This window comes from Sphingobium sp. Leaf26, from assembly GCF_001421665.1.
Classification (GTDB): domain Bacteria; phylum Pseudomonadota; class Alphaproteobacteria; order Sphingomonadales; family Sphingomonadaceae; genus Sphingobium.
Window position 1 is genome coordinate 44,456 of the sequence record NZ_LMKV01000007.1, and the last position, 14,625, is coordinate 59,080.

General features: G+C 64.7%; 10 protein-coding genes and 1 pseudogene. 5 read left to right on the forward strand and 6 right to left on the reverse strand.

The window, feature by feature from the left end; all coding sequences use genetic code 11:
- Positions 1-54 precede the first annotated feature (54 nt).
- Both pdxH and ASE85_RS07875 read left to right on the forward strand, forming a co-directional pair.
- Positions 55-630, forward strand: coding sequence for a pyridoxamine 5'-phosphate oxidase (gene pdxH / locus ASE85_RS07870; protein WP_056686240.1), 576 nt, complete (start codon positions 55-57; stop codon positions 628-630).
- Between the two features lie 170 nt (positions 631-800).
- The gene (locus ASE85_RS07875; protein ID WP_056686244.1) at positions 801-2,132 is read left to right on the forward strand and encodes a dicarboxylate/amino acid:cation symporter; all 1,332 of its coding nucleotides are present in this window, start codon (positions 801-803) and stop codon (positions 2,130-2,132) included.
- A 181-nt stretch (positions 2,133-2,313) separates the two neighbouring features.
- Here ASE85_RS07875 and ppk2 read toward each other — a convergent pair whose 3' ends face one another.
- From ppk2 to ASE85_RS07895, 4 genes are all read right to left on the reverse strand, one after another.
- Positions 2,314-3,231 (reverse strand): polyphosphate kinase 2, encoded by a 918-nt coding sequence (gene ppk2 / locus ASE85_RS07880; RefSeq protein WP_056686247.1) that lies wholly within the window; start codon positions 3,229-3,231, stop codon positions 2,314-2,316.
- A 128-nt stretch (positions 3,232-3,359) separates the two neighbouring features.
- A complete protein-coding gene (locus ASE85_RS07885) occupies positions 3,360-4,778 on the reverse strand; it encodes a CapA family protein (RefSeq protein WP_056686250.1) in 1,419 nt (472 codons plus the stop codon).
- A gap of 99 nt (positions 4,779-4,877) precedes the next feature.
- Complete coding sequence (locus ASE85_RS07890) at positions 4,878-6,374, reverse strand: sensor histidine kinase (protein ID WP_056686253.1); 1,497 nt, start codon at positions 6,372-6,374, stop codon at positions 4,878-4,880.
- Positions 6,375-6,401: 27 nt separating this feature from the next.
- Positions 6,402-7,067, reverse strand: coding sequence for a response regulator (locus tag ASE85_RS07895; protein ID WP_056686256.1), 666 nt, complete (start codon positions 7,065-7,067; stop codon positions 6,402-6,404).
- Positions 7,068-7,387: 320 nt separating this feature from the next.
- On the opposite strand from ASE85_RS07895, the gene ASE85_RS07900 reads away from it, so the two are divergent.
- The 3 genes from ASE85_RS07900 (at position 7,388) to ASE85_RS07910 (ending at position 13,129) form a co-directional block, all read left to right on the forward strand.
- Complete coding sequence (locus tag ASE85_RS07900) at positions 7,388-8,971, forward strand: serine hydrolase domain-containing protein (protein WP_235523402.1); 1,584 nt, start codon at positions 7,388-7,390, stop codon at positions 8,969-8,971.
- Positions 8,972-9,046: 75 nt separating this feature from the next.
- A complete protein-coding gene (locus tag ASE85_RS07905) occupies positions 9,047-11,770 on the forward strand; it encodes a TonB-dependent receptor domain-containing protein (protein ID WP_056686261.1) in 2,724 nt (907 codons plus the stop codon).
- 60 nt (positions 11,771-11,830) lie between these two features.
- The gene (locus tag ASE85_RS07910) at positions 11,831-13,129 is read left to right on the forward strand and encodes a M20/M25/M40 family metallo-hydrolase (protein ID WP_056686263.1); all 1,299 of its coding nucleotides are present in this window, start codon (positions 11,831-11,833) and stop codon (positions 13,127-13,129) included.
- Between the two features lie 147 nt (positions 13,130-13,276).
- Here ASE85_RS07910 and ASE85_RS22355 read toward each other — a convergent pair.
- A pseudogene (locus tag ASE85_RS22355) lies at positions 13,277-14,119 on the reverse strand (cell wall hydrolase); the annotation flags it as partial.
- 3 nt (positions 14,120-14,122) lie between these two features.
- Entirely contained in the window at positions 14,123-14,560 is a 438-nt protein-coding gene (locus ASE85_RS07920) for a MarR family winged helix-turn-helix transcriptional regulator (RefSeq protein WP_200928327.1), read from the reverse strand.
- Positions 14,561-14,625: the final 65 nt, after the last annotated feature.

The window sequence follows — 14,625 nt, forward strand, 5'->3', positions numbered from 1 at the left end:
ATGCTTCGGACCGCCCGTATCGACAGGGCGGCGGACGCGCCTTAAGACACCGATATGACCGATCCCTTCGCCCTTTTCGACGAATGGTACGCGCAGGCGCGCGATACCGAACTCAATGACAGCAATGCCATGGCGGTGGCCACCGCCGATGCGCGCGGGCGGCCATCCGTCCGCATGGTGCTTCTGAAAGGGCATGGCCCGGACGGTTTCGTCTTCTACACCAATTTCGAGGGGCGCAAGGCCGGCGAGTTGCTGGACAATCCGCATGCCGCCCTGCTGTTCCACTGGAAGTCGCTGCGCCGCCAGATCCGGATCGAAGGATCGGTCGGCCCGGTCGACGATGCCACCGCCGACGCCTATTTCGCGACCCGCAGCCGCGACAGTCAACTGGGCGCCTGGGCATCCGACCAGTCGCGCCCCCTGCCCGACCGGCAGACTTTCATGGACCGGTTCGACGCCGTCAGCGTCCGGTTCGAGGGCGGACCGGTGCCACGCCCGCCGCACTGGTCGGGCTTTCGCATGACGCCCGAACGGATCGAGTTCTGGCAGGATCGCGAGCATCGGCTGCATGAGCGCCGCCTGTTCGAACGGGTCGGTGACGACTGGTCCGAAGGGCTGCTCTACCCCTGATACTCCGCGCACGAAGGCATGGGCGGGGCGTGGAAAGGCGTGCCTGCTTCGTCTTGTTCGATGTGCGTGGTTGCAGCCCCGATTGCGGCTACCCCATGCGCCTGTTAGGTGTCGGCCTGACAGACGGATAATGGAACAGGGGCGCGTTCGCGGGCCTCCAGAGGAAATTGATGCGAAACAGACTGACGGCCTTCATCCTTATCGGCATGGTCCTGGGGGTGATAACGGGCTTCGTGGCCAATCTCTGGGTCGGCGGCGATGAGACGCTGGCCAAGGATGTGGCGGGCTATTTCCACCTGCTGGCCGACATCTTCCTCCACCTGATCAAGATGATCATCGCGCCGCTGGTCTTTTCCACGCTGGTCGCAGGCATCGCCCATATGGGCGACAGCGCGGCGCTGGGACGGATCGGCGGGCGCGCGCTTGCGTGGTTCATCATCGCCAGCCTGATCTCGCTGACTTTGGGCCTGATCTTCGTCAATTTCTTCGAGCCGGGCGCGGGCCTCAACCTGGTTCGGTCCGGCGCGGACGCGGGCGTGAATACCGAAGCGCTCAATTTCCGCGACTTCATCCTGCATGTCTTCCCGACCTCCATGATCGGGGCGATGGCCGACAACCAGATCCTGCAAATCGTCGTCTTCTCGCTGTTCGTGGGCGTCGCGCTCACCGCCATCGGCGACAAGGGCAAGCCGATCATCGCCCTGATCGAATCGATGGTCGAGCTGATGTTGCAGGTGACAGGCTATGTCATGCGCGTCGCGCCCTTCGCGGTGTTCGGCGCGCTGGCCTCGTCGGTGACGGTGCAGGGTCTGGGCGTGCTCAAAACCTATGGCGCGCTGGTCGGCGAATTCTACATCGCGCTCTTGTGCCTGTGGCTGCTGCTGTTCGGCGCGGGGTCGATTTTCCTAGGCAAGCGGATGTTCAAGCTGATCCGCTATGTCCGCGAACCGATCCTGATCGCTTTCTCCACCGCTTCGTCCGAAGCGGCCTATCCCAAGATGCTGGAGCAGCTCGACCGCTTCGGCATCCCGCGCCGCATCTACAGCTTCGTGCTGCCGCTGGGCTATTCGTTCAACCTCGACGGGTCGATGATGTATTCGACCTTCGCGACGATCTTCATCGCGCAGGCCTATGGCATCGACCTGCCGATCGCGACGCAGATCACCATATTGCTGGTGCTGATGGTGACCAGCAAGGGCATCGCCGCAGTGCCGCGCGCGTCGCTGGTCGTCGTCGCCGCGACGCTGGGCCAATTCGACTTGCCGGTGGAGGGCATCGCCTTCATCCTGGCGGTCGATCACTTCATGGACATGGGCCGCACCGCCACCAACGTGCTGGGCAACGCCATCGCCACGTCGGTCATCACCAAATGGGAAGGGATGCTGGAGGTCGAGGAGCCGATCGACGTCGAACATCCCAAGGCACCGGCCCATTCCCCAGCCCACGGCCGCGCCGGGCTGGAACTGGCATCCGACATGGTGGACGACGACCGCAAGGGGTGAGGCTTCACTCCCGCTGACGTGAAAAAGCGCCTCCGTCCCTTGTGAAAGGAGGCGCTTTTTTTAGAGCATCGTACGGAAAAGTGGGAACCGGTTTTTCGCGTAAAACGATGCGAAAACAAAAAACTGGAGCGCGCGACCTGCATCGGATTTAACGCAGCGCGCTCTAGAATCCTCCGTTCATTCAGAAGCGGTCCGGCACATACATGTCCGTCGGCACCGGGTGGCGGATATAGTCCTCGTGCCGTTCACGGTCGGGCAGGACGACCGGTTCCTTGGGCACATCCGCATAGGGAATCTGTTCCAGCAGATGCGCGATGCAGTTCAGCCGCGCCCGCTTCTTGTCGACCGCTTCCACCACCCACCAGGGCGCTTCGGCGATATGGGTGCGTTCCAGCATCGCTTCCTTGGCGCGGGTATAATCCTCCCAGCGGCGGCGCGACTGGACATCCATGGGCGACAGCTTCCACTGCTTGAGCGGATCATGGATGCGCATGGCGAAGCGGAACTGCTGTTCATCGTCGGTGATCGAGAACCAATATTTGATGAGGATGATGCCCGAACGGACCAGCATCCGTTCAAATTCCGGGACTGACCGGAAAAATTCCTCCACCTCATCCTCGGTGCAGAAGCCCATCACCCGCTCGACGCCGGCGCGGTTATACCAGCTACGATCGAACAGGACCATTTCGCCCGCCGCCGGCAGATGGGCGGCATAGCGCTGGAAATACCATTGCGTGCGTTCGCGCTCATTGGGAGCGGGCAGCGCGGCGACGCGGCAGACGCGGGGATTCAAGCGCTGGGTGATGCGCTTGATCGCGCCGCCCTTACCCGCCGAATCGCGCCCTTCGAAGATCACCACGACCTTCAGCCCCTTGTGCACGATCCAATCCTGCAAACGGACCAGTTCATGCTGTAGGCGGAACAGCTCGCGAAAATAGGTGCGCCGCTCCATCTGCTCGCGGTCGGGATGCTCCTCCATGTCGGCGAGCATCGTTTCCAGCCGATCCTCATCTATCTCCATCTCCAGTTCCTCGTCGAAACTGTCGGCAATCTCCGCTTTGATGCGGTCCATGGCGAAGGTCGGGTCGTCGAAGGTCATGGCGTCACTCTCGATACGCGGAAGAATGACCTCCTCGTCGCACCGGGCGATGACACTATATTGACGCTGCGCCCGCCAGCGGGACAAAAATAGGCCGACCGTTCCGGAGGCGCCCGGCGTGCGTTGTCTTATTTGCCGGCGGACAGCTTGATGACGCCGACGCCGCGTTCGATGGCAATCTGCGTGCCATAGGGTTGCGACAGGCGCTGGAGCCGTTCGAGAATACGCGCGCCGGTGGCGGCGTCGGCCATGTGCGGCACGCCGCGTCCGGCGCCGGTGGCATTGACGCCGAGGTCGACCGGGTGGAGGCGGATTTCGCTCAGCCTGCCGTCGCGAAAATGGCTGACCGCGATCACCGTTTCATAGAGGTTGGGGTCGCCAAATTCCTTCGCGCCGCGCGCCTGAAGCAGTTCCGGTGCGGTGACGGTGCCCGGCGTGATGCCGAATTGATCGTACATGTCGGCCGGCAGGTCATCGAGCGAATTGTTCATCATCGCGAAGTTGCCGAGCGAATAGAAGATCGGCTTGCCCTTGTATATTTCGATCCCGCGCAACTGGTGCGGGCCATGGCCGACATAGACGTCCGCGCCGGCATCGATCGCCTGATGCGCCAGCGGCTGGGCGAAGTTGGCGATGATCTGGCTGGCATTGCCGGGTTCATGATTGTGCAGCGAAAAGACGACGAAATTGCCATTCTGCTTGGCCTGGCGGATGGCGAGCAGATTGGCGGCGACATCCCTGGCGTTGAGGTCATATTCGATCTTCATCGGCATGGCCGGATTGGCGGTGGCGCGGAACTCGCGGCCCTTCATCTTGATCGGCGAGCCGGGCTTGGTGCCGGCAAGGCGGGCGATGGTGGCGAGGTCGGCGTCCGACACCAGGCCGATTTCGGTGCTGCGAATGGTGTTGGCGCCGCCACGGCCCGGCACCTTCCCCAGCGGATCGGCGGCGGGCGTCATCGGTGTGAAGCTGGTGGTGGCGGATATCAGGCCGACGCGGCCGAACGGGCCGTCATGATAGGCGGGCGCGCGCGCGGCGGTCATGCTGCGGCCGGTGCCGGCATGGGTGAGGTGCGCGGCGTCGAGCAGGTCGAGCGTTTCGGCCATGCCCTCCACACCCCAATCGGTGGCATGATTGTTGGCGTGGCTGACGATGTCGATGCCCATTTTCGCGACGTCGGCGGGCACGGCGGGATCGGCCAGCATCCAGGTGCCGCCCGATTCGGCCTGTGGCGATCCCTTGAAGCTATTGAGGTCGAGCGCGGTCGTTTCGAAATTGCCGAAGGTGAGGTCCGCGCCGCGCAGGAGGCGCAGCATGTCGGGCGACTGCTTCTCGATCGTCGCCAGCATCGGGCGCAGATAGATGAGGTCGCCCACCGCCGCGAAGCTGAAATCCCCGGCGATCGGCGTGCTGGGGACGGTGGTGGTGGTCAACTGGCCGCCGCTTTCCTCTTCCTCCGCATGCGCCGGCAGGGCGGTGGACAGGATGGCCGCGGCACCGGCGCACAGCAGGGTGCGCAACGCGCGGCGGTGGAAGATGGCAGGCATGGAAGCGGTCCCCTCTGGGCGGTGCCGAAAAGCGGCTGACGCGAAGAGACTTAGCCAAGACGGCTGACATGAACCTGTCACATGGCGGTATGTCGTGGGTCAGGCCGGGGCGAGGCGGAAGCGGATGAGGACGCACAGCCCCTGCCCGGTGCGACCGTCGCGCAACGCGATCTGCGCGCCCAGCCGGTCCGCCAGCGCGCGCGCGATCGGCAAGCCGAGGCCGGTGCCGGGGGCCGAGGTGCGGCCACCGATGCGATAGAAACGCTCCCACACCCTGTCGCGCTGGTCTGCGGGGATGCCGGGGCCGTTATCGTCGATTTCGACTACGGCATCCTGATCTTCCAGCCAGACGCTGACCGCGACGATGCCGTCGGGACGGTTGTAGCGGATGGCGTTGTCGAGCAGATTGACCAGCAATTCGCCCGCCAGCGCCGGCTGGCCCAGCGCCATGACAGGGCCGTCCATGCGATTGTCGTAGCCGATGTCGAGGCTGGCGGGGGCTTGGGCGGCACGGTCGGCGGTTACCGTCGCGGCCAGATCTGCCAGGTCGAAGGGGCGCACCTGCATATCGCCCTGATCCTCGCTCCGGGCGAGGGCGATCATCTGGCGCAGCAGCAGTTCGAGCGAGTCGATCGCATGAGGAATATCGGTCAGCGCCGCCCGCCCCTGCGGCGAGGTGGGGCCGTAGCGATCGAGCACATCGAGATGGACGCGGGCGACGGCGAGCGGCGTGCGCATCTGGTGCGAGGCGTTGGAGGTGAATTGCCGCAACGAATTGCTGGCCCGTTCCAGCCGGGCCATGAGGCCATTGAAAGCAGCGACGAACGGCCGGATTTCGGCCGGATCGGCAGTGCTGCTGTGCAGGCGGAAGGCGGGGGAGGCATCCTGCTGCGCCATCTCCACCTGCCGCGTCAGGTCGATCAGCGGGCGCAGCCCCCAGCGGATCGCCCACCAGAAGAGCAGGCCGGTCACGACCAGCACGGCCAGCCCCACCAGCAGCACCCTGACCATGAACTGATGCTCATAGGCGCGCCGATCATCGATATAGTCGGCTATCTGGATGACGATCAGGCCGCTTTCGCCGGCGGGACGGCGGATTTCCGTCGCGATGCGGGCGGGCTTGCCGTGCAGCGCGCCGTCGCGCAGATAGGCGGCCTGCGTCACCAGCTTCGCATCGGCGGGATTGAGATAGCCACGCACCAGCGGATTGGCGCGATAGGCGTTGACGAACGTCGCCGGGGGATGCGGGTCGATGACCCCGTCCCATGTTTCGCGATAATCGGCCGGCGGCGGCAGGGCGGGGTCGCCCGCCAGCAACTTGTTTCCGCGATAGACGCTGTAATGCACGACCGGCCGCGCCCGACGCTGAAGCAGGTGGACGGCGAGCGGCAGGAGCTTGTGCCGCTCAGGCGGCTGACTGTCGTAGACGAGGCTGAGCGTGCGAACCGAACCGATCAGCACGCGATCGACCGTGTCGGCCTCCGTATCATGCGTCACCCAGGCGGTGATGATCCCGAACAGCAGAACGAGCGCGGCCAAAGGCATCATCACCGCGCCGGTCAGGCGCAGGCGCAGCGAGGGGGGCAGGTTCCGCATCAGCGCGCTGTTAGCAGATTATGCGGATCAGGCCGCCTCTATCATATAGCCAAGCCCGCGCACGGTGCGGATTGCCGGGCCGGACGGCTGAAGCTTGCGGCGCAGGCGGCCGACATAGACTTCCAGCGCGTTCGGCGTGACGGCGTCGTCGAAATTGAAGATTTCGGCCGACAGCCGCTCCTTGGCGATCACCTTGCCCGGCCGACCCATCAGCGTTTCCAGCACCGCCAGTTCGCGGCGGCGCAGGTCCAGCATCTTGTCGTCCAGATAGACGGTGCGGCTCGACCGGTCGAACATCAGCGTGCCGATCCGCAGCATCGGGTCCAGTTGCCCCTGGCTGCGCCGGACCAGCGCACGGATGCGCGATTCCAGTTCACGCGGATGGAAGGGCTTGGCCATATAATCGTCGGCGCCGCGATCAAGGCCCTGGATTCGATCGTCCATCATGTCCCGCGCGGTCAGGATGATGATCGGCGTGGCGGCACCGCGCGCGCGCAACTGGCTGAGCACATCCAGCCCGTCCATGTCGGGCAGGCCGAGGTCGAGGATGATCGCGCAATAGGGTTCCTGGTCGGCCAGCTTCAGGGCATCTTCGCCGTTCGTGAGGATATCGACGGCAAAACCCGCCGCCTCGAGCGAGGCGACCATGCCACGGGCGAGCCGCTCATCATCTTCCACCAGCAACAAACGCATTGACCCGATACCTTCCGTCCTGCGCGCTTCATCCGGCGGCCGACATTAAATTGCGATACGCATCATGCGCGGGATTGCAAATGCGAAGTGCGCCGGCGCCGGTCTTGCCTTTGATTACGCATCCGGCTGCGTCCGCCCTTCTGTGTCAGGTTCATGACAGCGACATCGGTTAGGACAATGGGAAAGACGAATGGCGGGATCGTGATCCACAGCCTTCGGGTCGCAAAAAAATGACGCGCACATAAGCGCTTCGCCATTTTCCAAGGGGAATCGGAACTATGATGACGGGTCGCTCCGCGGTTGCGGGGATGTTGTTCTGTATGGCTGTTGCGCTGTCGGGCGGGGCCATGGCGCAGGATTCTGCGCCGGCCGATTCCGCCTCGCTGGCGCGCCTCGACGCCTTGTTCGCCAAATGGAACCGCAAGGATGCGCCCGGATGCGCCGTCGCCGTGTCGCGCCATGGTCAGGCGATCGCCAGTCGGGCCTATGGCATGGCCGATCTGGAACAGTCCGTCCCCGCCACCCCCGACAGAATCTATGAGGCCGGGTCGGATTCCAAGCAGTTCACCGCCGCCGCCATCCTGATGCTGGCGCGCGAGGGCAAGCTTTCGCTGGACGACGATATCCGCAAATATCTGCCCGAACTGCCCGCCTACGATGCGCCCGTCACCATTCGCCACATGCTGCACCACATCAGCGGCCTGCGCGACTGGGGATCGGTCGCCGCGGTCGAAGGCTGGCCGCGCAACAGCCGCACCGCCAGCAATGACGATGTGCTGGAGATCGCCGCCCGCCAGACCGAACTGAACTTCGCGCCGGGCGCCCATTATCTCTACAGCAACAGCAATTATAATCTGGCGGCGATCATCGTCGCGCGGGTCAGCGGCCAGTCGCTCGCCGATTTCACCCGCGAGCGCATCTTCACGCCGCTGGGCATGACGCATACGAGTTGGCGTGACGATCATGGCGATGTGGTGCCCGGTCGCACCGGCGCCTATGACTGGCAGGACGGCGTCTATCGCAACGATCAGGTGATCGAAGACGCCTATGGCAATGGTGGCCTGCTGACCACCGTGGGCGATCTGGTGAAGTGGCAGGCGGCGCTGGACGCCGGCACCTTCGGCGCTGGTTTCACCGAGCAGATGCAGACACCCACCAAGCTGAACGACGGCACGCCGATCGCTTATGCGCTGGCGCTGGTGAACCTCGACCATCATGGCCAGCAGGAAATCAGCCATAGCGGGTCGACCGGCGGCTATCGCGCCTGGATGGCGCGCTATCCCAGGCAGAAACTGGCCGTATCGCTGCTCTGCAACACCGGCAATGCCGATACGCCGGTGCTGGGCCGTGCAGTCGCCGATATCTTCCTGCCTGCGTGGAAGGACAAGCCCTACACGCCCAAGGGGCCGCTACCCGCCGGCCTCTATGCCGATGGCATGAACGGCTTTCCGGTGAAGTTCGACAGCGACGAACAAGGTCGCCTGCGCGCCGACGGCAAGCTGCTGACGCCGGTCGGTCCGGGTCGCTGGGCGCTGCGCGAGGATATCTTCGCCTTTGGCAAGACCGGCCTGGTGCGTGAAAATCGGGAGGGCGAAAAGATCGCTTACCGCAAGGTGGACGAGGTCACGGTCTTCGACGCCCAGCCCTATGTCGGCAAATATTGCGGCGTCGATACCCATGCCTGCCTGACCTTCCGCCAGCAGGGCGAAGCGCTGGTCTATAACGGCCCGCGCTGGGCCGACCAGACGCTCAGCCCCGCCTATGCCGATGTGTTCACCGGCGAAGCGTCGCCCGACGCCGGCCGCGTCACGGCGAAGTTCCAGCGCGATGCGAGCGGCGCCGTCACCGCGCTGCGCTTTGGCGAGGGTCGTGCTTACGACCTGCTGTTCCGCCGGGCCGACTGACCAGATTTCCAAAGAGATAAAAGAGAGCCGCTCAGGTCGCGGACAAAAAAGCAAGAAGACGAAAAGGGACGATATATGACTGATTGCAAGACCCGGTTTCGCACCCTGTTGATGGCTGGCACCGCTGGCCTCATCCTCTCGCTGGCGCAGGGCGGCGCGGCGATGGCGCAGACAAACACCCCCGCTGACACCGCAGCCGCCGACGAAGCCGAACCGGCGATCGTCGTCACGGGTTCGCGCATCGACCGCAAGGGTTTCGAAGCGCCTACGCCGACCACCATCATCGGCGACGCCGAACTGCGTCAGGGCGCGCGACCCAGCATCGCGCAGGTACTGAACGACCTGCCCCAGTTCCGCGCAACCCAGTCGCCGGCCAGCACGGTCGCCAACACCAACTCCTCATCATCGGCGATGGACCTTCGCGGTCTGGGCGTCACGCGCACGCTGACCCTGCTCAACAACCGCCGCTTCACCGGCGCGGTCGACCTCAACACCGTGCCGCAGGGGCTGGTGAAGCGCGTCGAAGTCGTCACCGGCGGCGCATCGGCAGCCTGGGGCTCGGGCGCGATCGGCGGCGTGGTCAACATCATCCTGGACGATGAGCTGGAAGGCCTGACCATCGGCGCGCAGAACGGCATCTCCTCGCGCGGGGACGGTTATCGCTACAGCGTCGACGGCACGTTCGGCACGAAGTTCGCCGACGGTCGCGGCCACTTCATGATCGGCAGCGAATATCAGCAGGACAAGGGCATCCTTGACCGCAATTCGCGCAAGAATGTCGGCAGTTCCAACGTCTTCACCCCCGCTGGCACTGATGCCCTCCCGATCCTGGTGCGCGACGTCAACGCCGCCAACACCAGCCTGGGCGGCCTCATCACCACGGGTAAGCTGAAGGGCCAGACCTTCAACACGGACGGCACGCTGCGTCCCTTCCAGTATGGCAGCATGGTGAGTGGCAATGGGACCACCATGGTCGGCGGCGAAGGCGTGGCCACCAATGACGAATATGCGCTGACCAACCCCTATCAGCGCGTCAACGCCTATGCCCGCGCCAGCTTCGAAGTCGGCGACGCCACTTTCTGGGCAGACGGCAGCTACAGCCGCATCTGGGCGAAATATCCCTTCTATGCGGAAAGCGGTTCGTACAGCATTTCGGCGACCAACCCCTATCTGTCGCAGGACATCCAGAACCAACTCGCCGCCGCCGATGAAAGCAAGGTCAGCATCGGCCGCGTATTCGAGGATTATGGCTATCGCACCTTCGACTATTATCGCCAGAATGTAGAAGGCGCAGTCGGCGTCGATGGCAGCTTCGCGGACGGCAAGTGGCGCTATTCGGCTTATTACAGCCATGGCGAAATGCGCAACATGCAGAGCTATCACAACCAGATTACCGGCGCGAACCTGACCGCCGCTCTGGACGCGGTGCGCGATTCCAGCGGCAATATCGTCTGCCGTGCCGCCCTGACCGACGCCAACACGGCGTGCCGTCCGCTCAACATCCTGGGCACCGGCACGGCCGATCAGGCCGCGATCGACTATGTGTTCGGCAACACCGCGCGCGTCGTCTACACGACCAAGCTGGACAGCGCTGGCGCCAGCCTGCGTGGCGACCTGTTCGAAACCTGGGCCGGCCCGGTTTCGGTTGCGGTCGGCGCCGAAGCGCGCTGGGAAGAACAGGTGACCAACAGTCTGGACGCCACGTCGGCCGCCAAGGGCTTCAGCCGCTTCAACTTCGCGCCGCTCGACGGCGGGTTCAACGTGCAGGAAGGCTTCGGCGAAGTCGCCATCCCGCTGCTCGACCAGCCGTTCAGCAAGATCGACGTCAATGGTGCGGCCCGTTACAGCCGCTACAGCACCAGCGGCGGCATCTGGTCGTGGAAACTGGGTCTGACCGATCGCATCTTCGACAATCTGCTGATCCGCGTGTCGCGTTCGCGTGACATTCGTTCGGGCAGCCTGGCCGAACTGTTCACCACCAGCACGACCAGCTTCACCACCGTCGTCGAAAACGATAAGAACGACAAGCCGCAGACCTATTCGATCACCCGCTTCGGCGGCGGCAACGCCAATCTGAAGCCGGAAATCGGCAGCACGCTGACTCTTGGTGCGGTATTTACGCCTACGTTCCTGCCGGGCTTCAACCTGTCGGTCGATTATTACGACATCAAGCTGAAGGACGCGATCACCTCGCTGGGTGCGCAGGACGTCATCACCAACTGCGCCAACGGCAACACCGTATTGTGCAGCCAGATCGAACGTGACTCTGAGGGCGCTCCGAAGAACATCTACACCACCTATATCAACCTGGCCGAATATCGGACCAAGGGTGTGGATATCGAAGCGACCTATACCCTGCCGCTAAGCAAGGTCAGCGAAAGCCTGGGCGGCACGATGCGCTTCCGCGGTCTGGCCACCTATGTGCCCAAGGTCATCATCAACGACGGCAACAGCACGGTCGATCGCGCCGGTGACGTGGGCGACAATGTCAACTTCGGCACGCCGCACTGGCGCGCGACGGGCGCGATCACTTACGCAAGCAGGGCTGTGTCGGTTGACGCTCGCGTCCGCTATGTCGGCGGCGGCAAGTTCAACCATACGCTGCCTATCGCCAACAATGACATCAGCGCCCGCGTCTATGTCGATCTGGGGGCACAGGCGACCATTGCCGATCGCTTCACGCTGTTCGCCAATGTGAACAACCTGTTCGACCGCGATCCGCCGCTGACCACCTATGGTGCGATCCATTATGACAGCATCGGCCGTTACATGACGGTGGGCGCGAAGGTCAGCTTCTGATCTAAGGGAAAGATGACGGCGCCCTGCCGGCGCCGTCATCAACTATAAAGGGGCATGTGCATGAATCGGTCGCTGTTGAACATGATGCTGGCGGGCTCGCTCATCGCCCTGCCTGCGGTGGCGGCCAGCGCCGCGCCCACGCCGGCCGACACCCGCCTGATGGCGACCATGAAGGCGCGCCCGGCGGTCAGGACCGCCCTCGCCGCGCTGGAGCAGGAACATGGCCAGTGGGTCGAGAATATCATCGCCCTGACCCAGATCCCCGCCCCGCCTTTCAAGGAAGCGGTGCGCGCGAAGGCCTATGCCGACATGTTCAGGGCGGCGGGCCTTGGCGATGTGGAGATTGATGAGGAAGGCAATGTGCTGGGCCTGTTGCGCGGTACCGGCAAACCGGGCGGCAAGCTGGTGGTCGTGTCCGCCCATCTCGATACCGTATTTCCCGAAGGCACCGACGTCACCGTGCGCCGCGAGGGCGACAAGCTGCATGCGCCGGGGGTAGGCGACGATGTCGCGGGCCTCGCCACCCAGATCAGCCTGGTCAAGGCGCTTGTCGCGGCGAAGATCAGGGCACCGATGGACATCCTGTTCGTCGGCGATGTCGGCGAGGAAGGGCTGGGCGACCTGCGCGGCGTCAAGCATCTGTTCCTGAAAGGCAAATATAAGGGCCGCATCGCCAGCTTCTTTTCGATCGACGACGGGTCTGTCGATGGCCTGACCAATGGCGGCGTCGGGTCCAGGCGCTACAAGCTGACCTTCAAGGGGCCGGGCGGCCACAGCTTCGGCGCCTTCGGTATCGTCAATCCGATGACGGCGATGAGCCAGGCGATCGTCAATATCTACAAAATTTCGGTGCCCAAATCGCCCAAGACGACCTTCAGCGCCAGCGTGGTCGGCGGCGGATCTTCGGTCAACGCGATCCCGCGCGAAACCTGGCTGCAACTGGACATGCGGTCGGAAAGCGCGACCGAACTGGCGAAGCTGGAACAGGCGGTGCTGGCACAGGTCGATGCCGGCGTGGCGGCGGAAAATGCGGCGCGCTCGACCAGGGACGGCGCGATCAGCGTGGACAAGCAACTTATCGGCGATCGCCCGGCCGGCAGCACCGACGCGGCCAGCCCGCTGGTGCAGCAGACCATCGCCGCCTACGCGACCGAAGGCGTCACCGCACGGCTCAGCTTCTCCTCGACCGACGCCAATGTGCCGATGAACCTGGGCATCCCCGGCATCACCATCTCGCGCGCGGCCACCGGCGGGCGCGGCCATTCGCTGGACGAATGGATCGACGTCAGCCCAAGCGAGTCATTGAAGGTGAAGCGGATGAACCTGCTCGCCATCCTCGCCGCGGCGGGCTATCGCTGAGCCGCCGAGCGCGATCCGTGTCGCTGGGGCGGGCGTGGCGCTCGCGGCGGTCTCGACCGGCGGATCACGTCGGACACCGCCGGGCAGGGGCATGGCCGGCGCAGGCGTCCAGCTTTTGTCGGCAGGCGGCATGACCTGCCCCACGATCGGCCGGGCGGCGGCGCGGAGCCGGTCTTCGGCCATGTCCGCCGTCGCCATCACCGGCAGCGCCGTGCCACGATGGGCCAGCGACAGGCGCGCGATCCGGCCGATCAGCGGCTCGGTGCCACCGACCGAAGGTTGAAAGGCGGGCGGCGTGCCCCACCAGCCGGTCCAGCGGAAGAAGATATGGGTGCCGACCTTTGCCGTCTTGTCGAGGCTGGCGCTCCAATAGGGCACGACCCAATCGGTGTGATAATGGGTGGCGAGGCCTACCGGGCGGAAGACCGATCCTGCCAGAGCAGCCTTGGCGATCGTCCGCGCGCGCGTCCAGGCGGCGGGCGACGGCGTCCGCGCCAGCGCCCCGTCGCAGGTGAAGGTGAACTGGCAGCCGGTCCGCCGCTCCTGCCCCTGAAAGACGACGCCGCACACAGATGTGGGGAAGGCGGGATGGCGCACCCGGTTGAGCACCACCTGCGCCACCGCTTGCTCGCCGACGGCATCGTCGCCCGCTTCGTAGATTTGCGCGGAGGCGAGGCAATCGGTGGCGCGCGCCAGATCCTCCGCACCGCCGGCGAAGCGAAACGGACTGGCCGCCGGATTGGCGCGCTGGGAAAAGGGGGTGGCCGCATTGAGCGCCCGCGCCTTGTCCGTGGGGAGCGCATAGAGTTGCGAGGGTTCTATTTTTGGTAGGGGTGGCGATGTCCTGCTGGTCGGTGCCGCCGTGGCGCGGGCCGCGACCAAGGCCTTCGCCGGGGCGGCAGGCCGCGGCGGCGGCCATAGCGCCAGTACCAACGGCAGCATCAGCACCGGCAGGGCAGCCAGGGCGATCCGGTGGACGGCCAGACCCATGCGTCAGCTACAGTCGCGCATGCCGTTCGGGGGGCGGCGCGGGGCATGGGGGGAGAAGGAGATGGGCTGAATCGGGGCGTTGCCGTGTGAGGCGGCCTCGCCCACCTCGAACAGATGTCTGAGGAAAGAAATCATCGCCTCGCGCCCCTTCTCGCTCAGCACCACCCGCATGCGGCGATGATCGTACGGGTCGAAGCGGCGGACGATGAGGTCCGCTTCTTCCAGGCTTTCGATGCGGCGCATCGTGCCCGTCGCGCTCTCGCCGGAGATAGCCATGATGTCCTTGACGCACAGGAAGCGCCCCTCCTCCGCCCCGGCGAACAGTTCCAGCATGATGTCCCAGGCGGAATCACGGAACACATTTTTGGGGAAATGCTCGGAACAGTTGATCCGCGCCTGCTGCGTCTGGCGGGCCAGGGCGAGCAGCGAGGTGCCAGCCATGTCCGGGCCCGATGATCCATCTCTTCGTTCGCGCGAGGCCATGCCATTTTCCTTGCATCGGGTTC

What these genes read in the sequence shown, in the direction of transcription:
- pdxH (WP_056686240.1), top strand. Translation starts at nt 55, where the DNA reads ATGACCGATCCCTTCGCCCTTTTCGACGAATGGTACGCGCAGGCGCGC.
- ASE85_RS07875 (WP_056686244.1), top strand. Translation starts at nt 801, where the DNA reads ATGCGAAACAGACTGACGGCCTTCATCCTTATCGGCATGGTCCTGGGG.
- ppk2 (WP_056686247.1), bottom strand. Translation starts at nt 3,231, where the DNA reads ATGACCTTCGACGACCCGACCTTCGCCATGGACCGCATCAAAGCGGAG.
- ASE85_RS07885 (WP_056686250.1), bottom strand. Translation starts at nt 4,778, where the DNA reads ATGCCTGCCATCTTCCACCGCCGCGCGTTGCGCACCCTGCTGTGCGCC.
- ASE85_RS07890 (WP_056686253.1), bottom strand. Translation starts at nt 6,374, where the DNA reads ATGCGGAACCTGCCCCCCTCGCTGCGCCTGCGCCTGACCGGCGCGGTG.
- ASE85_RS07895 (WP_056686256.1), bottom strand. Translation starts at nt 7,067, where the DNA reads ATGCGTTTGTTGCTGGTGGAAGATGATGAGCGGCTCGCCCGTGGCATG.
- ASE85_RS07900 (WP_235523402.1), top strand. Translation starts at nt 7,388, where the DNA reads ATGGCTGTTGCGCTGTCGGGCGGGGCCATGGCGCAGGATTCTGCGCCG.
- ASE85_RS07905 (WP_056686261.1), top strand. Translation starts at nt 9,047, where the DNA reads ATGACTGATTGCAAGACCCGGTTTCGCACCCTGTTGATGGCTGGCACC.
- ASE85_RS07910 (WP_056686263.1), top strand. Translation starts at nt 11,831, where the DNA reads ATGAATCGGTCGCTGTTGAACATGATGCTGGCGGGCTCGCTCATCGCC.
- ASE85_RS07920 (WP_200928327.1), bottom strand. Translation starts at nt 14,560, where the DNA reads ATGGCTGGCACCTCGCTGCTCGCCCTGGCCCGCCAGACGCAGCAGGCG.